Annotated in this window: 20 protein-coding genes; 12 read left to right on the forward strand and 8 right to left on the reverse strand. The window is 61.8% G+C overall.

Annotated elements, in window-relative coordinates:
- The first annotated feature begins 191 nt into the window (after window positions 1-191).
- The 4 genes from ACODSD_RS03000 to ACODSD_RS03015 are packed head-to-tail and all read left to right on the forward strand — an operon-like array spanning window position 192 to window position 4,554.
- Complete coding sequence (locus ACODSD_RS03000) at window positions 192-1,055, forward strand: carbohydrate ABC transporter permease (protein ID WP_107801328.1); 864 nt, start codon at window positions 192-194, stop codon at window positions 1,053-1,055.
- A gap of 9 nt (window positions 1,056-1,064) precedes the next feature.
- Entirely contained in the window at window positions 1,065-1,934 is an 870-nt protein-coding gene (locus ACODSD_RS03005) for a carbohydrate ABC transporter permease (protein WP_107801329.1), read from the forward strand.
- Window positions 1,931-3,430, forward strand: a complete 1,500-nt coding sequence (gene nagZ, locus ACODSD_RS03010) for a beta-N-acetylhexosaminidase (protein ID WP_235085571.1) — start codon at window positions 1,931-1,933, stop codon at window positions 3,428-3,430. Before ACODSD_RS03005 ends, nagZ begins: the two co-directional genes overlap by 4 nt.
- 11 nt (window positions 3,431-3,441) lie before the next feature.
- On the forward strand, window positions 3,442-4,554 hold the full coding sequence (locus tag ACODSD_RS03015; RefSeq protein ID WP_488876749.1) for an ABC transporter ATP-binding protein: 1,113 nt from the start codon (window positions 3,442-3,444) through the stop codon (window positions 4,552-4,554).
- Between the two features lie 156 nt (window positions 4,555-4,710).
- Here ACODSD_RS03015 and ACODSD_RS03020 read toward each other — a convergent pair whose 3' ends face one another.
- Window positions 4,711-5,388: a B3/B4 domain-containing protein gene (locus ACODSD_RS03020; protein WP_488876750.1), complete on the reverse strand. Its 678-nt coding sequence runs from the start codon at window positions 5,386-5,388 to the stop codon at window positions 4,711-4,713.
- A 308-nt stretch (window positions 5,389-5,696) separates the two neighbouring features.
- Between ACODSD_RS03020 and ACODSD_RS03025 the strand changes: the two genes are divergently transcribed.
- The 5 genes from ACODSD_RS03025 to ACODSD_RS03045 all read left to right on the forward strand — a co-directional run bounded on the left by ACODSD_RS03025 (window position 5,697) and on the right by ACODSD_RS03045 (window position 8,161).
- Window positions 5,697-6,044, forward strand: a complete 348-nt coding sequence (locus ACODSD_RS03025) for a hypothetical protein (RefSeq protein WP_488876751.1) — start codon at window positions 5,697-5,699, stop codon at window positions 6,042-6,044.
- Window positions 6,028-6,573, forward strand: coding sequence for a PAAR domain-containing protein (locus tag ACODSD_RS03030; RefSeq protein WP_488876752.1), 546 nt, complete (start codon window positions 6,028-6,030; stop codon window positions 6,571-6,573). The genes ACODSD_RS03025 and ACODSD_RS03030 overlap by 17 nt, the downstream gene beginning before the upstream one ends.
- Window positions 6,566-7,174: a lysozyme family protein gene (locus tag ACODSD_RS03035; RefSeq protein ID WP_488876753.1), complete on the forward strand. Its 609-nt coding sequence runs from the start codon at window positions 6,566-6,568 to the stop codon at window positions 7,172-7,174. The genes ACODSD_RS03030 and ACODSD_RS03035 overlap by 8 nt, the downstream gene beginning before the upstream one ends.
- A gap of 5 nt (window positions 7,175-7,179) precedes the next feature.
- Entirely contained in the window at window positions 7,180-7,728 is a 549-nt protein-coding gene (locus ACODSD_RS03040; RefSeq protein WP_488876754.1) for a hypothetical protein, read from the forward strand.
- 142 nt (window positions 7,729-7,870) lie between these two features.
- A complete protein-coding gene (locus tag ACODSD_RS03045; RefSeq protein ID WP_488876755.1) occupies window positions 7,871-8,161 on the forward strand; it encodes a hypothetical protein in 291 nt (96 codons plus the stop codon).
- Window positions 8,162-8,331: 170 nt separating this feature from the next.
- On the opposite strand, the gene ACODSD_RS03050 is transcribed toward ACODSD_RS03045, so the two are convergent.
- The 5 genes from ACODSD_RS03050 to glpK all read right to left on the reverse strand — a co-directional run bounded on the left by ACODSD_RS03050 (window position 8,332) and on the right by glpK (window position 14,774).
- Window positions 8,332-8,850, reverse strand: a complete 519-nt coding sequence (locus ACODSD_RS03050; RefSeq protein WP_488876756.1) for a hypothetical protein — start codon at window positions 8,848-8,850, stop codon at window positions 8,332-8,334.
- A gap of 252 nt (window positions 8,851-9,102) precedes the next feature.
- A complete protein-coding gene (glpD, locus tag ACODSD_RS03055) occupies window positions 9,103-10,620 on the reverse strand; it encodes a glycerol-3-phosphate dehydrogenase (RefSeq protein ID WP_488876757.1) in 1,518 nt (505 codons plus the stop codon).
- A gap of 390 nt (window positions 10,621-11,010) precedes the next feature.
- Window positions 11,011-12,357: a glycerol-3-phosphate transporter gene (gene glpT, locus ACODSD_RS03060; RefSeq protein ID WP_227105909.1), complete on the reverse strand. Its 1,347-nt coding sequence runs from the start codon at window positions 12,355-12,357 to the stop codon at window positions 11,011-11,013.
- 124 nt (window positions 12,358-12,481) lie between these two features.
- Window positions 12,482-13,183: an MIP/aquaporin family protein gene (locus ACODSD_RS03065; RefSeq protein ID WP_107801339.1), complete on the reverse strand. Its 702-nt coding sequence runs from the start codon at window positions 13,181-13,183 to the stop codon at window positions 12,482-12,484.
- 85 nt (window positions 13,184-13,268) lie between these two features.
- On the reverse strand, window positions 13,269-14,774 hold the full coding sequence (gene glpK, locus ACODSD_RS03070; RefSeq protein WP_107801340.1) for a glycerol kinase GlpK: 1,506 nt from the start codon (window positions 14,772-14,774) through the stop codon (window positions 13,269-13,271).
- Window positions 14,775-15,503: 729 nt separating this feature from the next.
- On the opposite strand from glpK, the gene pyk reads away from it, so the two are divergent.
- The 3 genes from pyk (at window position 15,504) to ACODSD_RS03085 (ending at window position 19,085) form a co-directional block, all read left to right on the forward strand.
- Window positions 15,504-16,910: a pyruvate kinase gene (gene pyk / locus ACODSD_RS03075; protein WP_253314763.1), complete on the forward strand. Its 1,407-nt coding sequence runs from the start codon at window positions 15,504-15,506 to the stop codon at window positions 16,908-16,910.
- Window positions 16,911-17,023: 113 nt separating this feature from the next.
- On the forward strand, window positions 17,024-17,800 hold the full coding sequence (locus ACODSD_RS03080) for a substrate-binding periplasmic protein (RefSeq protein ID WP_107801342.1): 777 nt from the start codon (window positions 17,024-17,026) through the stop codon (window positions 17,798-17,800).
- Between the two features lie 73 nt (window positions 17,801-17,873).
- Window positions 17,874-19,085 carry a winged helix-turn-helix domain-containing protein gene (locus ACODSD_RS03085; RefSeq protein WP_107801343.1) on the forward strand — a complete coding sequence of 404 codons (1,212 nt, stop codon included), beginning with the start codon at window positions 17,874-17,876 and terminating at the stop codon, window positions 19,083-19,085.
- 1 nt (window position 19,086) lies between these two features.
- On the opposite strand, the gene ACODSD_RS03090 is transcribed toward ACODSD_RS03085, so the two are convergent.
- Together ACODSD_RS03090 and ACODSD_RS03095 are read right to left on the reverse strand one after the other, a co-directional pair.
- Window positions 19,087-19,560: a pyridoxamine 5'-phosphate oxidase family protein gene (locus tag ACODSD_RS03090; protein ID WP_488876758.1), complete on the reverse strand. Its 474-nt coding sequence runs from the start codon at window positions 19,558-19,560 to the stop codon at window positions 19,087-19,089.
- 25 nt (window positions 19,561-19,585) lie between these two features.
- Entirely contained in the window at window positions 19,586-20,035 is a 450-nt protein-coding gene (locus tag ACODSD_RS03095) for a GNAT family N-acetyltransferase (protein WP_107801345.1), read from the reverse strand.
- Window positions 20,036-20,047 lie beyond the last annotated feature (12 nt).

Raw genomic sequence — 20,047 nt, forward strand, 5'->3', positions numbered from 1 at the left:
GAATGTACGCGTGCTACATCAGCATTTCGAAGCGGTACTCACCGTGTGACGTCTCACGACGCGCAGCAGATCGTAAACAGGTTCTGATACGCGCTTGAACGCGGCGGCGTCCCAGACCCCGCCGCCCCGCAACCCGCAGGCCGACGCCGCATCCCGGCGCCGGCCTGCCGCTACGTCACAAGGTTCTGCCCATGCGCACCAAGACCACGCTGCAAGCCTATCTGTTCCTGGCCCCGGCGCTGCTGCTGATGCTGGCTTTCTCCTTCTGGCCGGTGGGCTTCGGCAGCTTCATCGCCTTCACCCAGTACAATCTGATCGACAGTCCGCGCTGGGTGGGCCTGGACAATTTCCGCGATTTGTTCGGCGACGAACTGTTCCTGGCCTCGCTGAAAAACTCCGCCGTCTACCTGCTGGTGGTGCCGGTGATCCAGATCGTCGCCATGCTGCTGGCGGTGCTGGTCAACAACCAGCTGCCGGCGATCAAGTGGTTCCGCGCCGCCTACTACCTGCCCGTGGTCACCTCGGTATCGGTGATCGGCATCATCTGGAACTTCATGTACACCGAGGACGGCGTGCTCAACGCCGCGCTGCACTGGCTGCGGGTGATCAACGAACCGGTGGGCTGGCTCAACGACGACCGCATCGCGCTGTTCGCGGTGATGTTCATCACCGTCTGGCGCGGCCTGGGCTGGTATATGGTGCTCTACCTGGCCGGCCTGCAAGCGGTGCCGGCCGACATCTACGAAGCCGCGCAGCTGGACGGCGCCAATGCCTGGCAGCGCTTCTGGCGCATCACCGTGCCGCTGCTGGCGCCCACCATCCTGCTGTGCTCGGTGATGTCGGTGCTGGCCGCGGTCAAAGCCTTCGAAGAGGTGCAGATCATGACCAAGGGCGGACCGATGCAATCCACCTACACCGCGCTGTTCTACGCCTACGAGTTCGGCATCAAATCGCTGAACTTCGGCCGCGCGCTGGCCGCCAGCCTGGTGATGTCGGTGTTCTGCGTGGCGCTGGCCTGGTTGAACTTCCGCTATCTGCAGCCACGCGACGCTTAAGGAAACGCCATGCACAACACCGCCACCCTCGCCGCGCCCGCCGCCCGCCGCCACAGCGCCCGGCTGAGCAAGCTGGCCGGCCGCGGCCTGCACTATCTGGTGCTGAGCCTGATCGCCGTCGTCACCGTCTATCCGTTCTGGTGGACGCTGGTCACCGCGCTGTCCACTGAGGGCGACGTGTTCGCCTTCCCCCCGCCCTTGCTGCCCAGCGCCCCCGGTCTGGACAACTTCAAGGAAGCGGTGTCCAGCATCGATCTGCTGGCCTTCTACAAGAACTCCGTCGTCATCGCGCTGGCCACCGTGGCCGGCACCCTGCTGGTCAGCGCGCTGGCCGCCTACCCGCTGGCGCGGATGCGTTTTCCCGGCCGCAAGCTGGTGTTCGGCGCCATCCTCGCCACCATGATCCTGCCCAGCGAAGTCAATTTCCTGGTCAACTTCATCACCGTGTCCAAGCTGCAGCTCACCGACAGCTACAGCGGCGTGGTGCTGCCCACGCTGGCCGGCGCGGTGGGCATCTTCCTGATGAAGCAGGCCTTCGAAGCCGTGCCGCAGGATCTGATCGACGCCGCCCGCGTCGACGGCGCCGGCGACTGGCAGATCTTCTGGAAAATCATGCTGCCGCTGTCGCGCCCGGCCTTGGCGGCGCTGACCATACTCACCATGGTGTCGGCGTGGAACCAATACATCTGGCCGTCCATTGTGATGTCCAGCCCGGACAAATTCCCGCTGTCGGTGGGCGTGCTCTACCTGTCCGGCGCCTTCAGCTTCAAGACCCGGGTGGTGGCCGCCGGCGCGGTGCTGACCGTGCTGCCCATCCTGCTGGTCTTCCTGTTCACCCAGCGCTACTTCCTGCGCGGATTCGATGGAGCCGTCAAATGAGCGATACCCTGCAACAACTGGCCGGCCAGGCGCTGATGGTGGACGTGGCCGGCCCGCGCCTGGGCGATGAGGAAGCCGCCTTCCTGCAAGAATTGGGCGCGCGCGCCATCTGCCTGTTCCGCCGCAATGTGCCGGACGAGGCCAGCATCCGCCGGCTGATCGCCGATCTGCAATGCGCGCTGGGCGAGGACATCCTGATCGGCATGGATCAGGAAGGCGGCGCGGTGATGCGCACCCTGTTCCTGCCGGCGGCGCCGTCGGCGATGGCGCTGGGCGCGGTGGACGACGCCGAACTGGCCGAGAAAGTGGGCGCCGCGGTGGCGCGCGGCCTGGCCAGCCTGGGCGTGAACTGGAACTTCGCCCCGGTGCTGGACCTCAACAACAACCCGGCCAATCCGGTGATCTCGGAACGCTCCTTCGGCGAGGACCCGCTCAAGGCGACGCGGCTGGCGCGCGCCTGGATCAACGGCCATTTGTCCGAAGGCGTGGCCTGCTGCGTCAAGCACTTCCCCGGCCACGGCGACACCCATACCGACTCCCACCTGGACCTGCCGGTGGTGGACAAGCCCAAGGCCGAGCTGCGCGATTACGAACTGTCGCCGTTCGCCGCGCTGGCCGACCTCGCCCCCGGCATGATGAGCGCCCACATCCGCTTTCCCACGCTGGACGCGGACTGGCCGGCCACGCTGTCGCCGGCCATCTTGCAGCAACTGCTGCGCGAGCAGCTGGGCTACCAGGGCGTGGTGATCACCGACGGCATGAATATGAAGGCCATCCGCGAACGCTGGGGCCAGGCCCAGGGCAGCGCGCAGGCGCTGGCCGCCGGCGCCGACCTCAGCCTGGTGCTGCAATTCCCAGACGAAATGGAGGAGAGCAAGCAGGCCTTGATAGCCGCCGTCTCCGCCGGCCGGCTGAGCGAGGCGCGGCTGCAAGAAGCGGCCGCGCGCGTGGACGCGCTGATCCGGCGCTACCCCAGCCGTCAGCGCGATTACGACGCGGCGCAGCGCGCCGCCGACGCCGACTTGTTCGCCGACGCCTGGCGCCGCGCGCTGACCGCCCACGGCCAGCCGCAACGGCCGCCGGCCGGCGCCACGCTGCGCCTGGTGGTGCAGGACCAGGCGCCGTCCGACGGCGTGTCCGAGGCCGGCCTGTCCGCCGACGCGCTGATCGCTCGGCTGATCGCCCAGCTGTCGCGCCGCTTCAGCCTGGAAGTGATCCGCTACCAGCGGCGCGAGGAACTGGACTGGCGCCGGCTGCCTCAGGACGGCCGCTACACCGTGGTCGCCTCCACCACCCGCGAACGCTACGGCGCGCGCGAGCGCGCCGAATGGCGGCCGGACCTGCACCTGGCCTTGTGGAACCCCTACGCCGCCGCCGATCTCGACGCGCCGGCGCTGATCAGCTACGGTTTTGCCGACGCGGCGCTGGACGCCGTCGCCCAATGGCTGGCCGGCGAGATAGACGCCGCGGGCGCGCTACCGGCGCGCCTGCACTAAAAGGATTCGATATGGCCCACCTCAAGCTCAGCAATATTAAAAAAGTCTACGACGACGGCAACGCGGTCATCCACGGCGTCGACCTCGCCGTCCGCGACGGCGAATTCATGGTCTTCGTCGGCCCGTCCGGCTGCGGCAAATCCACGATGATGCGCATGATCGCCGGCCTGGAAGACATCAGCGCCGGCGAACTGTGGATAGGCGGCCAGCTCGCCAACGACATCCAGCCGTCCAAACGCGGCGTGGCCATGGTGTTCCAGAGCTACGCGCTCTATCCGCACATGACGGTGCGGGAAAACATGGCCTTCGGCCTCAAGCTGGCCGGCAAAAGCAAGCAGGAAATCGCCGCCGCCGTGCACCGCGCGGCGCTGACCCTGCAGATCGAACACCTGCTGGACCGCAAACCCAAGGCCCTGTCCGGCGGCCAGCGCCAGCGCGTGGCCATCGGCCGCGCCATCGTGCGCAAGCCGGAGGTGTTCCTGTTCGACGAGCCGCTGTCCAATCTGGACGCCGCGCTCAGGGTGCAGATGCGCATCGAACTGGCGCGTCTGCACAAGGAACTGGGCAGCACCATGATTTACGTCACCCACGACCAGGTGGAAGCGATGACCATGGGCGACCGCATCGCCGTGTTCAACGCCGGCCGCATCGAACAAGTGGGCACGCCGCTGGAGCTCTACCAGCGCCCGGCCAACCGCTTCGTCGCCGGCTTCATCGGCTCGCCCAAGATGAACTTCCTGCCGGCGGCCATCGCCGCGGACGGCCCGGCCGGCCTGGCGCTGGAACTGCCCGGCGGCCACCGGCTGAGCCTGCCCTTCCAGGGACGCGCCGGCGACGCCGCCACCCTGGGCGTGCGCGCCGAACACCTGCGCTTCGCCGACGCCGGCGTGCCGGCGACGGTGCAGTTGGTCGAACACCTGGGCGATGTGCAGATCGTCTACGTCCAGGCCGACGGCGTGGCCGAGCCCATCGCGGTCAAGCTGGGCGGCCAGGACGCCGCCCCGCCGGCCGGCAGCGCCTGCCGCCTGGCGCTGGACGCCGAGCACTGTCATCTGTTCGACGCTCGGGACCAGGCCTTGCCCCGGCTGACGACTCAAGCGCAGGCCCAGACCGAGACGGTCTGAACAACGGCAGCGCATACGCAAAAAGGACGCGATCGCGTCCTTTTTCATTTATCCACAGAAAACCTTATCCTGCCGTTTTATCCACAAGCCGCCATCGCCGCGCGACGATGCTCGGCTAAAAACAGGCCTGCGCCACTTACCCACAAGCCGGCGTCTTCACGCCGCTTTATCCACAGCGGCCAGTTCAAAGCTCGCCCGCGCCGCGTCCAGTTCGAAACGCAGCAGCCTTCCGGCATGCGGCCGCAGTTGCTCGGCCAGCCAATCCATGCCCGCCGCGCCGGAAGGAAACCCCTGATCCGGGCGCTCGCTGACGAAAACCACGTCGCGGCTGCCGGCATCCAGCTTGAACAGGTCTGACTCCAACCAGTTCAGACAGCGACACACCACCCGCCGCTCGCCGTTCAGCCACACCGCCTCGCCCGGCTGCGGCGTTTCCGCCTGATCCCGTCCCAACGGCAGGAAGGACTCGTCGCCCACCGCCAGATCCAATTGCAATACGCCGCCCAGCTTGGCGATATCCTCGCCGCCAAACGGGCTCAGGCTCGACAAGGACGCCTGATTGTACAAGTCCACCAGCGGCAGAATGCTGCGCAGCTTGTCCTTTTGCGCCGCCTTGACCAGGTATTCCAGCGAACAGCGCGCCTTCTTGTCGCCGGGCAAGTCCTTGTACAACTGCTTCCAGGCTTGCAGCAACGCATCCAGATCGCGCTCCGGCTCCGGCAGCGTCGGCAAGCGCGCGGGCAAGGCGGCAGCGTCTATCTCCAGCGCGATCAGGCCGCTGACCTGGATCTGCGGCAGACGGGACAATAAGGCGGGGCTCAGGGCAATCTGCATCTCGGACTTTCCACGGTTGAATCCGCCTCAGCATAGGCCCGCCGCGGACAAAGGGGAAACGCGTTTTTTTGCTGGGGTATTAGTGAAACTGAATCCATTATGATTTCTGGCTACCCATTCAATAAAAACCATTACTGCCAATAAATAACCCATCATTAAAAATAAGCAAAGCATCAATCATTTTTAATGTATTTATTTTTTTATATAAACGCAATGGAATGCAAATAGAAATACTAGTCTTTAAGCCAGTTGCCGGCACCTACTATTAAATAAATCATCATTATTTTTAAATAATCAGAGGTGCAATCATGGGAACTTGGCATCAAGTTGCACTGGATGGGAGTGTGAGCCAAAAAGGCGGAGTATTGAAAGCCACCAGCAAAATCGCCTGCGACAATATAAAAGTGGGTCAGACCGGCGATATTGTCGAATATCCGGACGGCAGCACCGCCATCGTCAGCGCTGGCTGCGGCTACGCTTTCTATAACAGGGAAACCGGTAAATCGCTGGCGCTGATAGGCAGCCCGCTCAGCAACGGCGACAAGATCCGTTCGGGCCCGCCCAATGGCTTGCGCTTCCTTGATGAATACGAAGGGAAACCCATCCCCGGCTTCTTGGACCCTGACTGGAGCCCGGACCTTGTCAAAGAGATATAACTGCTGCCTTGGAGCAAGCACCACCGCCGGCGGCGTCATCGTAGCCGCCAGCGGGCAAGGACGCATCGAGGGCAGGGAACTGGCCGTTGAAGGCGACCCCATTCATTGTCCGGCCTGCAACCGCCTAGGCCGCATCCTCTGCGTGCCGCCGCGGACATCGGAAATCTGGCATGGCAAACAAGCCGCGCTGGAAGGCGATCTGTGCATCTGCCAGTGCGAACCGCCGCCCAAACTGATCGCCAATCAACAACTGAAAAGCAATTCAACCAGCGAAGACGAGCTGCCACCACTCGTTCCGTCGCCGTTGAGTGCGATGATAGCAGGCATAGAGAAGAGCTTGTTCAATGAACGGTTCCAATTACACGATGATAGCGGTGCAGCTGCTGTCGGCGCAAATTATATGATCGAACGAGCATCTGGTGAGATTGAAAAAGGTGTAACCGATGCCAAAGGTTTTACTCATATACTTTCTAGTACCAATACAGCAGAGAGTATAAAAATATATTTTCTAGGTTACGATTATGACTAGACTCACCACCACACTCATCCGTCATAAAATTCTTGTTGCCGAGATAAAGACGACACCAACAACAAATAGTGATCCAAAGAGAATTAAGGTTTTGTCGCGTCAAGAAATAAGGAAAATAGAAAATGAAGAATATTTAAAACACCAAAATGTTAAGGCATTTCTAGACACTATCTCTGAAACAGAAGGCGGTGATTATGATCTAATGTATGGAGGAGTTAAAGGTAAGAAAAATGACAAGTGGAGAATAAAAGACTACTCCACTCACCCAGGTCCAGGCATTGATGGCAAGACATCAGCATCTGGGCGATATCAAATAAATAGAGCCAACTGGCTAGAAAATGGTATCAAAAAAATGGGGCTGACCGACTTTTCTCCTCACACTCAAGATTTAATTGCAGTGGAGGGGTTACGACAGTCAAAGGCGATTGAGGCCGTCGTAGCCGGGGACATGTCTGTTGCCATTGGTAATGCTGCACGTACTTGGAATTCGCTTCCCTTGGGTAAAGGCATGAAAAATAGGGTTCAAGGCCAACCATACAAAAGCTACGAGCACGTAATAAACATGTACCGAAAAAATGGCGGGGCTATAACTAAAGAGTAAATAACATGCAAAAAAGAATGACCCTATTGATTTCTGTACTTATTCCAAGCATTTCTCTCGCTGAGACAAATAAAAATTTTTACTCTGCAACAGAGGACAGTACTGAAAAATGGTCAAGTGTCAGTAACAACTTGGCACATAAAATAGTTACTTTAGAGAATATGACTAAGCAAATAGACGAGGAGATTAAAGAAAAAGCGCTATCCAAAGATTACAAGCAATTTTTTGCCAGTAAGCAAATTAATTTATCACTCAAAGCACATAATTATTTATTTGTCAGACCTAAATCGACACCATACTTCAATTCATTTTATGGAGCACATACCTTCATGCATTGGATAGCACAAGGTGATAAGGTGATCTATTCAGGTAACTCAGATTACTTTAAGGTGCTATCGACTATCGAAAAAGGCATGTATGACATTGAAGAAGCGCAATGCCGAGTTAATAAGTGCTATTTGACAAGGCTTTCTTATAATGGTCGCCGCTACTCTCCATCATCATGTCAAACACATGACCTGGAAACTGGTAAATTTACACAAGGCTGTAAATAATGAGCACATTTACCAAATGATCCGACCGCTAAATCAAAAGACATATTTAATAAAAAAACAAGAATATTAAAAATAATTTGGGTTTTAATCAAAAATTTAATTATATGTTAGCGACGCTGTGGATTTTATTTTATTTACCTACATGAAAAAACCAATCGCAATTTTGGCAATACTCTCCAGCAATCTATATGCCGGCAACCTCAACAATAAGGACGTAAAAATCTTCATAGATAATGCTGAAACCTGTGAACATCTAGCAGGAGAGATAACAGGCATGGGTGACGCGAGACAACGCGAAGTCACCAAGGAGGTGAATAAGTATTGTGAGCGTGCTAAACGACAACAAAAACGCCTGCTGATAAAATACAACGCAAACCCTGAAGTCGTAGCTGAATTGAAGAAATGGAATGAAGTATTCGGTATTGTGGAATGAACCGAGTGATGGATGCCCACCGCTAGACATGCGGGCTTGGATGCTGTGGATAAGAACAGCCCGCAGCTAAGCGGCGTCAGCTTCTAAAGCAGCATGCAGCAAACCAAGCAAGCCGGGCACAAATAGCAAGCCCGGCGCCATGGCCGGGCAGAAACCGCAATGGCGCGAGCTCAGTGGATAGAGCCACCCGTCTTGCCATCCGCGTCCAGGAGTTCAACCGCGTTGAGCACCGCCTCTTCTATCAGCGAAAAAAAGCCGGCCCAATATTCGCCTTCCAACCCTTCCGCAGTGAAATCGGCGTGCTCCGCCATGCGCGCCAACAGCGAATCTTCCGCATAGCAGGGGTGCTCCGCCACGTAGGCCATGTAATGGCCGGCAAACGCGCGGCCCATCCGGTAAGCCTCTTGATTGCTTGCCGTGGCTGGTACCAACTGGCAGTACAAACGCAAACGCGCCGGCAGACACACGGCGAAAGAGGGCTCCTGCAAGGACTCCGTCTGGGCGACGGAATGCTCATCATGACGAAATGGACGTTTTACGGACATAAAGCCTCCCATTGGTCGTAGAACCTGTTCAATGCCTGCGCTGCGCGAAGCTTTGCGCGGCGAACGCCGCTTCAGAACGCCCACTACCGTATTCTTCAGCCGCGGCGCCTTGCCTCGCTCAAATAGATCAGGCTCCCACTGCATGCCTGGCTTCAGGCTAGGAAAGCAAAGAGTAGCAGCTTTGGCGCGGCAAGGCCCGCGCATGCCGTCCCGGCCCCGCCGAGGGCGGGCGGCGAACGGGCAAGCCGGCCGCTCGCCTGCGCTGTGGATGAATCCGGGTTTCAGGCTTGCCTGTGGATACATCCGCTAAAGTCCGCATCGCGCCGCCCGCCAAAGAACCGGCAAAGAAAAAGCCCGGCGCAAGGCCGGGCTGTTTTGGCTTGAAACCGCCTTGAATCAGGCGGTCAGCCGCTGCTCACGCACGGCGGCCTGGTCCAACAACCAGGCGTCGATCACCTGGGCGGCGTGCGCCGGCAGGTGCAGCTTGAGCTTGGAACGGCGCCACAGGATATCCTCGCTGCGCGTCGCCCATTCCTCGTCCACCAGATAACGCAACTCGGCTTCGTACAAGCCGGGCAGGAGTTCCGCGCCCAATTGCTCCAGGCCGGCGGCCTCGCCTATCAATCTAGCCGCGCGGGTGCCGTAGGCGCGCGCCCAGCGTCGCGCCAACGCTTCCGGCAGCCACGGATATTGCTGGCGCAGGCTTTGCAAGAAGCGCTCGAAATCCGCGCCCGGCATGTCGCCGCCCGGCAGCGGCGCGTCGGCGGTCCAGGTGGTCTTGTTGTTGCCCAGCAACGGCGCCAGCTTGTCCACCGCCTCTTCCGCCAGTTTGCGGAAGGTGGTGATCTTGCCGCCGAACACCGACAGCAGCGGCGCGCCGTCCAGATCCATTTCCAGCGAGTAATCGCGGGTGACGCTGGCAGCGTTGCTGGCTTCGTCGTCCAGCAGCGGGCGCACGCCGGAATAAGTGGACAGCACGTCGGCCGGGCTGATCTGGGTCTGGAAGTAGCGGTTGCTCATCTGGCACAGATACGCCACTTCCTGATCGTCTATCGCCACTTTGGCCGGGTCGCCGCGGTATTCCACGTCGGTGGTGCCGATCAGGGTGAAATCCTGCTCGTAGGGAATCGCGAAAATGATGCGTTTGTCCGGGTTCTGGAAGATATAGGCGTAAGGGTGGTCGAACAGCTTCTTGACCACGATGTGGCTGCCCTTGACCAGACGGATGGACTTGCCGGACGGCAAGGCCAGCGTGTCCTTGATCAGGCTTTCCACCCACGGGCCGGCGGCGTTGACCAGCGCGCGGGCGCGCGCCTGGCTGCGGCTGCCGTCTTCGGCCTGCAGTTCGCACAGCCAGTGTTCGCCGTCGCGGCGGGCGCCGACGCAGGCGGTGCGGGTCTGCACGCGCGCGCCGCGCTCGGCGGCGTCCTTGGCGTTGAGCACCACCAGGCGCGCGTCCTGCACCCAGCCGTCGGAGTAGACGAAGCCGCGCTTGAACGCCGGCTTGATCGGCTGGCCGGCCGGGTGGCTGGCGAAGCTGACGGTTTCGGAGCCGGGCAGCACTTCGCGGCGCGCCAGGTGATCGTAGAGGAACAGGCCGCAGCGTATCATCCATTCCGGACGCTGGTTCTTGTCGTGCGGCATCACGAAGCGCAGCGGCCAGATGATGTGCGGCGCGGCCTTGAGCAGCACTTCGCGCTCTTGCAGCGCTTTGCGCACCAGGCCGAATTCATAGTATTCGAGATAGCGCAGGCCGCCGTGAATCAGCTTGGTGCTGGCGGAGGAGGTGTGCGCGGCCAGATCGTCCTTTTCGCACAGCATCACCGACAAGCCGCGTCCGGCCGCGTCGCGCGCGATGCCGGCGCCGTTGATGCCGCCGCCGATCACCATCAGGTCGTAAATCTCCACTGCCATCTTCCCTACCTCTTTCTTTCCAGGGGCCTGCTTAGAGGCTGTTCAAAGTCTGCTGCGCGTCGTGGAGCGTCACACGGCGAGTACAGCTTGTACCACGTGTGCATTCCGCTTTCTCAGCCGCAAGGCCTTGTCTCGCTCTTGCTCGCGAGACTTTGAACAGCTTCTTTAGCGCCGTTATTCCCTCGCCGGCGCGCGTCAGCGCCCCAGCAATGCCATCCTACCCAGAATAATTATAAACGAACAAAAATACAACATCTTGCTTTCGTTTATACGTTGTTAGCACGCGGTTTTGTCTTTTTAACCGGCTAAACGCGGAAATACGCAAAAAAACAGGCGGCAACCTGAGTCACCGCCTCGTAAAGCGCCCGGCAGCGCCGGGCCCTGCGGGATCTACACCCGGTTCAAGGCGGCGTCCTGATCGCGCCCATGCCAGGTGGTCAAAGCCAACAGCACGATGGCGGCGACGCAAGAGCCCACCATCAGCATGAAGCCGCCGTCCCAGCCAAAGTGGTCGACGGTGTAGCCGACCACCGCGTTGGCGGCCACCGAGCCGCCCAGATAGCCGAACAGACCGGTGAAGCCGGCGGCGGTGCCGGCGGCTTTCTTCGGCGCCAACTCCAGCGCGTGCAGGCCCACCAGCATCACCGGGCCGTAAATCAGGAAGCCGATGGCGATCAGCGCCAGCATGTCCACGGTGGGATTGCCAGCCGGGTTCAGCCAGTACACCACGGTGGCCACGGTCACCAGGGCCATGAACAGCATGCCGGTGGCGCCGCGGTTGCCCTTGAACAGCTTGTCGGACATCCAGCCGCACAGCAGGGTGCCGGGAATGCCGGCCCATTCGTACAAGAAGTAGGCCCACGACGATTTGTCCACCGAGAAGTGCTTGACCTCTTTCAGATAGGTGGGCGCCCAGTCCAGCACGCCGTAGCGCAGCAGGTAGATGAACACGTTGGCGAAGGCGATGTACCACAACAATTTGTTGGGCAGGATGTATTTCTTGAAGATGTCGCGCGCGCTCAGCTCTTGCTCGTGGCTGGCGTCGTAGTCTTCCGGGTAGTCGTTCTTATAGGCTTCCACCGGCGGCAGGCCGCAAGACTGCGGGGTGTCGCGCATGGTCAGATAGGCGAAGATGGCCACGCCGATGGCGGCGGCGGCCGGCACGTAGAAGGCGGCGCGCCAGTCGTTGAACCAGCCCATGCCCAGGATGAACAGCGGGCCGATCAGGCCGCCGCCCACGTTATGCGCGCAGTTCCAGATCGACACGATGCCGCCGCGCTCCTTCTGCGACCACCAGTGCACCATGGTGCGGCCGCTGGCCGGCCAACCCATGCCCTGGAACCAGCCGTTGAGGAAGAGCAGCACGAACATGATGCCCACGCTGGACGTGGCCCAGGGGGCGAAGCCCATCAGCAGGAAGATGGCGGCGGACAAAATCAGGCCGACGCTGAGGAAGACGCGAGGGTTGGAGCGGTCGGACACCGCGCCCATCAGGAATTTGGAAATGCCGTAGGCGATGGCGACGCCGGACATGGCGAAGCCCAGGTCGCCGCGCGAATAGCCTTGCTCCACCAGGTAGGGCATGGCTAGCGAGAAATTCTTGCGCACCAGGTAATAACCGGCGTAGCCGATGAAGATGCCGAGGAAGATCTGCCAGCGCAGTCTCCGGTACAAGCTGTCTTGCTCAGAGGAGGGCAATAGCGGCTGATGCGCCGCCGGACGGAACATGCTGATCATGGGAACACCTCATTTTTTAGTGTGGCAACTACGGTCCGATCTGCGCCGGCTCCGGATTACAAGCGCGGCGGCTAAAACGCCGCCGCGCGAAAACTGCGGCCGGTTCCAAGGAACCGGCCAGGCATCACAGGGTATAGGCCAAGGCCGCCAGCGCGCCGCCGATCAGGGAGCCGACCACCGGCACCCAGGCATAGCCCCAGTCGCTGTCGCGCTTGCCGGGAATCGGCAGGATGGCGTGCATGATGCGCGGCGCCAGATCGCGGGCCGGGCTCATCGCATAGCCGGTGGTGCCGCCCAGCGACACCCCGATGCCCAACACCAGCAGCGCCACCGGCAGCGCGTCGATGGCGCCCAGCGACATCTTGGGCGCCACCATGCTGAGGATGGCGAACACCAGCACGAAGGTGGCGACGATTTCGGACACCAGATTGCCCGGCAGGCTGCGGATGGCCGGGCCGGTGCAGAAGGTGGCCAGCTTGGTGTCGGCGCAATCGGTGCTGTCAAAATGCTTGCGGTAGATCAGCCACATCAGGCCGGCGCCGCTCATGCCGCCCAGCATCTGCGCCAGCACGTAGCCGGGCACCTTGGCCCAGGCAAACTTGCCGGCCACCGCCAGCGCCACGGACACCGCCGGGTTCAGGTGGGCGCCGCTGATCGCCGCCACGCTGAACACGCCGACGAAGACCGCCATCGCCCAGCCGAAGGCGATGACGATGAGGCCGCTATTGTGGCCCTTGGTGTTTTTCAACAGCACATTGGCCACCACGCCGTTGCCCAGCAACACCAGCAAGGCGGTGCCGATGAATTCGCCCATTAAAGGATTCATGATTGTTTCTTCCGGATAAGGAGTGCGTCCGCCCGCCGCTCTGAGGCAGCGGGCTTGTCCAGTCAGCGCGTGAAACCGTCGCCGCTTACGCTTGTTCGTCGTCGGCCCAGACCTTGGCGGCGTTCACCGCGCGCCGCCAGCCCTTGACCTTGCCGGCCACGTGCGCGGCTTCCAGCCGCGGCTTGAAGCGGTGGTCCAGCTGCCATTGGCCCTGAACATCGTCGACGTTCTTCCAGTAGCCGACGGCGAGGCCGGCCAGATAGGCGGCGCCCAGCGCGGTGGTTTCGGTGATCTTGGGACGCACCACGTCCACGCTCAGGATGTCGGACTGGAACTGCATCAGCAGTTCGTTGACGGTGGCGCCGCCGTCCACGCGCAATTCGGCGATGTCGAAGCCGGCGTCGGCCTCCATCGCCTTGAGCACGTCCATGGTCTGATAGGCGATGCTGTCCAGCGCCGCGCGGGCGATGTGGGCGGCCTTGGTGCCCAGGGTGGCGCCGACGATGGTGCCGCGCGCGTTCGGATTCCAATGCGGCGCGCCCAGGCCGGCGAAGGCCGGCACCAGGTAGACGCCGTCGCTGTCGGCCACTTCCTGGGCCAGCGGGCCCACGTCGGCGGAATGGCGGATGATGCCCAGGCCGTCGCGCAGCCACTTGACCACCGCGCCGCCGATGAAGATGGAGCCTTCCAGCGCGTACTGCACCTTGCCGTCCACCTTCCAGGCGATGGTGGTCAGCAGATTGTTCTTGGATTCGATCGGCGCGTCGCCGGTGTTCAGCATCATGAAGCAGCCGGTGCCGTAGGTGTTCTTCACCATGCCGGGGCGGGTGCATTGCTGGCCGAACAAGGCCGCCTGCTGGTCGCCGGCCACGCCGGCGATGGGGATGGCCACGCCAAGATGGGCGGCGTGGGTGTGGCCGTAGACTTCGCTGGAGCTTTTCACCTCCGGCAGCATGCTGGCCGGAATGCCCATGATGTCCAGCAGCTCGGCGTCCCATTCCAGGGTATGGATGTTGTACAGCATGGTGCGCGAGGCGTTGGACACGTCGGTGACGTGCACCTTGCCGTGGGTGAAATTCCAGATCAGCCAGCTGTCCACGGTGCCGAAGGCCAGCTTGCCGTCGCGGGCGCGTTCGCGCGCGCCCGGCACATTGTCCAGAATCCACTTGATCTTGCTGCCGGAGAAATAGGCGTCCACCAGCAGGCCGGTCTTGGAGCGGATCAACTCGCCCAGGCCGCGCCCCTTCAGCTCATCGCAGAATTCCGCGGTGCGGCGGTCCTGCCATACGATGGCGTTGTAGACCGGGTGACCGGTTTCGCGGTCCCATACAATCGTGGTTTCACGCTGATTGGTGATGCCGATGGCGGCGATGCTGCGACCGTCGATGCCGGCCTTGGCCACGGCCTCGGCCGCCACGCCCACCTGGCCGCCCCAGATTTCCTGCGGATCGTGCTCCACCCAGCCCGGCTGCGGGTAGATCTGACGGAATTCCTTTTGCGCTAGCGACACGATGTCGCCGCTGCGATTAAACAAAATGGCGCGAGAACTGGTGGTGCCTTGATCCAAGGCCAACACGAATTGATCCTGCATAGGGTTTCTCCTGTTCAGCCGGTGGGCGGCCTGGTGTCTGTTCGTTCGTTGCATGCGGCGGCGGATGCCGGTTGCGGACCGTGCTCCATCGCTCAAGTTATTGATAATGTTTCTTTTTGTACTTATGACGTTCGTTTTATTTTCGAGCCATTCTAGGCCCCGGCCAAAGCTTGTCAATCGTTCTTCGTAAAAAAATCTTAATATCGCGACTTTCCGCGCCGATCCAATTCATGCTGCAAAGCAATAACAGCAAGGGTTTGCTCCCTGTAGCGCTCCACTACAAAGGGTGCCGTTTCAGCAAGTTATCGAGTAAAAGCCCTATGTTGCAGCGCATTGGCCGCCATGATTCTCCACTGACTCTGTGTTGCAACAAAGTTTTTGTCTTTATCTGGAGATAAAATAACCCTGCTCTGGTCCCAAGATCCCCCTAGGGCCAGCTTTTCGGCGGCTTCTCTCGCTTGCCGCTGAAAAGGGTAAAACGCGCAAAAAACGAACATTCACCCTGATCCAGTGGCGGGATTCGCACACAGGCCCCGCGTTTTCCGGCCTTAAACGCCGCCGGCCTTACGTAGTCAAGCCGCTACAGTCCGACTGTGGCAGCATGACAGACAGTTCCATCAAACGCGGCGCAGCCTAGATGGAAAGACGCACGGATGTGATTGGCAAAACAACACCGCCCACGCCAGGCCGCGCAACGCCTCGCGGCCGGACCGGGCATAAAGGACTGTCATGCTTCGCAATACCAAAATCCTAGCCACGCTGGGCCCGGCTTCCAGCACGCCCGAAATCATCCTGGAACTGGCGCGCTCCGGCGTGAACGTGTTCCGCCTCAATATGAGCCACGGCAGCCATGACGATCATCGCGCGCGCCTGGCCTCCATCCGCGCCGCCGAAGCCGCGCTCGGCCGCCCGCTGGGCGTGCTGGTGGACCTGCAAGGACCCAAGCTGCGCATCGGCCAGTTCGCCGTGCCGACGATGGTGAACACCGGCGACGCCTTCGACTTCGTGCTGGACGAGGTGGACGGCGACGCGCAACGCGCCAGCCTGCCGCATCCGGAAGCCTTCGCCGCGCTCAAGCCCGGCCATCGCATCCTGGTCAACGACGGCAAGCTGGCGTTTCACGTGGAACAAGTGGAAGAACGCCGCATCGCCACCCGGGTGGAGGTGGGCGGCGAATTGTCCAGCCGCAAAGGCTTCAATCTGCCGCAAACCATATTGCCGCTCTCCGCCATCACCGACAAAGACCGGCTGGACGCCGAATTCGCGCTGAAGGAAGGCGCGGACTGGCTGGCGCTGTCCTTCGTGCAAACCGCCAACGACGTGCGCGAGCTGCGCGAGCTGGTGGGACAGAAGCTGGGCATCATGGTCAAGATCGAAAAACCGTCGGCGGTGGACGAGCTGGACGCCATCACCGAACTGGCCGACGCGGTGATGGTGGCGCGCGGCGATCTGGGCGTGGAGCTGCCGCCGGAAGACGTGCCGGTGGTGCAACGCCGCATCGTCCATCAGTGCCGTCATCTGGGCCGCCCGGTCATCGTCGCCACCCAGATGCTGGAATCGATGATCACCGCGCCCACGCCCACCCGCGCCGAGGCCAACGACGTGGCCACCGCGGTTTACGAAGGCGCCGACGCGGTGATGCTGTCGGCGGAAACCGCCGCCGGCCAGTTCCCACTGGAAGCGGTGCGCATCATGGACCGGGTGATCCGCCGCGTGGAAAGCGCGCCGGACTACCGCCGGGTGATGGCGCTGGATTACAGCGCCGCCGACGCGCCGGACCGCGCCGACGCCATTGCCGCCTGTGTGCGCAAAGTGGGTTCGCTGCTGCCGGTCACCGTGTCCGCCGCCTTCACCACCAGCGGTTCCACCTGCCTGCGGCTCGCGCGCGAGCGCCCGCACACCCCCATACTCGGCATCTCGCCGCGGCTGAACACCGCGCGCCGGCTGACCCTGGTCTGGGGCGTGGTGGCCTATAACGGCCCGGACGCGGAAAACCTGGAAGACATGGTGGTGAAAACCACCTTCGCCGCCACCAAACTGGGCCTGGCGGAACAAGGCAAGCCCATGGTGATCATCGCCGGGGTGCCCTTCGGCACGCCGGGCACCACCAATTTGCTGCGCATCGTCTACCCTTGAACGCCGGCTGAGCGTCACAGCAAACGGAACCTTAGGGTTCCGTTTTCGTTTGCCCGTCGTCGGCCGCGGCAGCGGCTATGCTTAGCTGATCAGCACGTTCCGGATTCCTCTCGATGATCGCTAGCATCCGCCGCCTCGGCCTGACCCTGCTGCTGCTCGGCGCCTGTCTGACCGCGCCCTGCCGCGGGCAAGACGCGGACATCCTGACCGTGGCGGTGGACGCCAACGCGCCGCCCTTCATGTACGAGGAGAACGAACGGGTCGGCGGCCTCTACCCGCGCCTGGTCAGCGCCGTCTGCGATAAAGCCGGCATTCCCCATGCGTTTCGGGCCCTGACGTGGCGCCGCGCGATCTTCGAACTGGACCGCAGCGCCATGGCGGCGGCCGGCATCTACAAAACCGTCAACCGCGAACAGCGTTACGACTTCAGCCTGCCGCTGTATCAGGAACGCATCGTGGTGGTCTACCTCCGCCAACGCCCCATCGATTTTCGCAGCCTGGCGGATCTGGACAATAAGCGCGTCGGCGTGATGGCGGGCTGGAGCTACGGCGACGAATTCGACCGCGCCCGCGCCGACAAGCGTTTCAGCGCCTACGACGGCGACTCCGACCGCCAGAACCTGCAACTCCTGCAGCGCGGCAATCTGGACGCGGTGCTGGCGATACAGGAGGCGATGGACGCCAGAATGCAAAACGGCGCCTACGCCAATCTCGCGGTGGCGCCGGCCATCCTGGCCAGCAAAGCCACTTATCTGGCCATCAACAAAACCTCGCCGCAGCTGCCGCTGTTGCAGCGCTTCAACCAGGCGCTGGAGAAAATGCGCCAGGACGGCAGTTATCAACAATTGGTGAAGCAGTTCTTCTCCGGTCGCCCCCCCTCCAAACCCTAGGCCGGACTTAGCGCCCCCCTGAGCAAAACGGTTTTTGCTATAGTCATCCACTTGTCCTACCGATGACCATGCCATGTCCATTTTGCACCTGTCGCCGCAGCAAGCCCGTCATCTGCAACTGGCCGCCCAGGGCCTGCTGAGCCCGCCGCGTCGCAAAGCCGGCAAGGCCGACGTGCTGGCCGCCATCCGCCGCATGGCCTTATTGCAGATCGACACCATACACGTGGTGGCGCGCAGCCCCTATCTGGTGCTGCACAGCCGGCTGGGATCCTACGATCCGGCCTGGCTGGACCAATTGCTGGCCGAAGGCCGGCTGTTCGAATACTGGGCGCACGAAGCCTGTTTCGTTCCCGCCGAGGACTACGGCCTGCTGCGCCATCGCATGCTCAAACCCGAGGCGATGGGCTGGAAATTCTCGCTGCGCTGGCTGGAGCAGCACCGCGCCGACATCGACGCGCTGATAGACGGCATCCGCGTCAACGGCCCGGCGCGTTCGGCGGACTTCGAACGCAAGGACGGCAAGGGCAACGGCTGGTGGGACTGGAAGCCGGAGAAACGACATCTGGAAGTGTTGTTCACGCTGGGCCGGCTGATGGTCAGGGAAAGACGCAATTTCCAGCGCGTCTACGATCTGGCGGAACGGGTGAAGCCCGGCTGGGACGACGCGCGCGACCTGCCCACCGAAGAACAGGCGCAATGGCGTATGCTGCGCAACAGCTGCCGCGCGCTGGGCGTGGTCAAGGCCGGCTGGGTGGCCGATTACTACCGGCTCAAGCGCGGCCGCTACGACGCCATGCTGCACCAGATGGCCGATGCCGGCGAACTGATCCCGGCCCGCATCGACGGCTGGCAGCACGACGTCTTCGTCGACGCGGATCTGGCGGAACGCCTGCCCCAAGCCGTCTCCGGCGAGCTCAAGGCCACCGCCACCGCCATCCTGTCGCCGTTCGACCCGCTGGTCTGGGACCGCAAGCGCGCGTCGGAACTGTTCGACTTCGACTACCGCATCGAATGCTATACCCCGGCGCCCAAACGCCAGTACGGCTATTTCGTGCTGCCCATACTCAACCGCGGCAAGCTGGTGGGCCGGCTGGACGCCAAGGCCCATCGCGCCCAAGGCGTGTTCGAGGTCAAGGCGCTCTACCTGGAGCCCGGCGTTCGCCACAGCGCGCGGCTGAGCGCCGATCTCAAGACCGCGCTGCAAAAGCTGGCCGACTGGCACGGCGCGCCGCGGCTGCACGTGGAGCGCGCGCCGGGGACGCTGGCCCAGGCATTGAACAGTTGATTCAGCCCTGGGAGGCTTCCAGCGGCTTAACCCCGTATCGCTTGAAAGCCGCCTCCCGTTGTGAAGCTTCCGTAGTCCCGGCGATCAAGCGGTAACTGGGCGCCACAATATCGCTGACGCCTTCCACGGCAATGGAGATCAATCTCCTAATAGGAAACTGGCCCTGTCCCATGGCGAGCAACGGAGCGGCCAGCGCCAAAAACTCGGGCTGGCCCTGCTCTATGATGCTGGCCGTGCCGCGCAATTTGCAGCCTCTTTGCGCGAATATATCCAGCAGGGCCACGCATACCTGGGGATTGACGCGAATATTCGCCACCGACCGGGGAGAAGCGATGTCCGCGATCAGCAGATGAGAGTCGTCCACCGCCATGAACATTTCCTTGGGCGAAACATTCGGCAGGCCATTTCCGTCGCTCGTAGCGAGCCAGCACAATACCGAACGTTCGGCCCAGTATTCCACTCTATGCGTTGACATGGTTGCTCCTGATCGCCCGTGACGGCTATAGGGTCTTCCGGTACTGGATATAACCCAGGTTCTCCGCCAATTGATCGTAAAGCCGCCGCGCGGTGGCGTTGGTCTCATGGGTCAGCCAATACACCCGCGAACACTCGCGCTCGCGCGCCCACCGGTACACCCATTCGATCAGTTGCCGCCCGGCGCCCAGGCCGCGGCAATCCTCGGCCACGAACAAATCCTGCAAATAGCAATAATCGCCCAAGGTCCAGCTGCTGGGGTGCAATACGATGTGCACCAGCCCCACCGCCCGCTCGCCGTCCCAGGCCAGCCAGCCGCGCATCGCGTGATCCGGCAGCAGATAGCGCCGCCAGGTTCCCATGACCGTGGCCTCGTCCATCGTCACTTGGTAAAAACGCTGATAACCGCGCCATAGCGGCAACCAGGCCTCGTAGTCTTCGGCCCGCAACGGGCGGATGGAAAGCGTATCGCTCATGCCGATCTCCAG

This window comes from Chromobacterium sp. FG22, assembly GCF_057809415.1.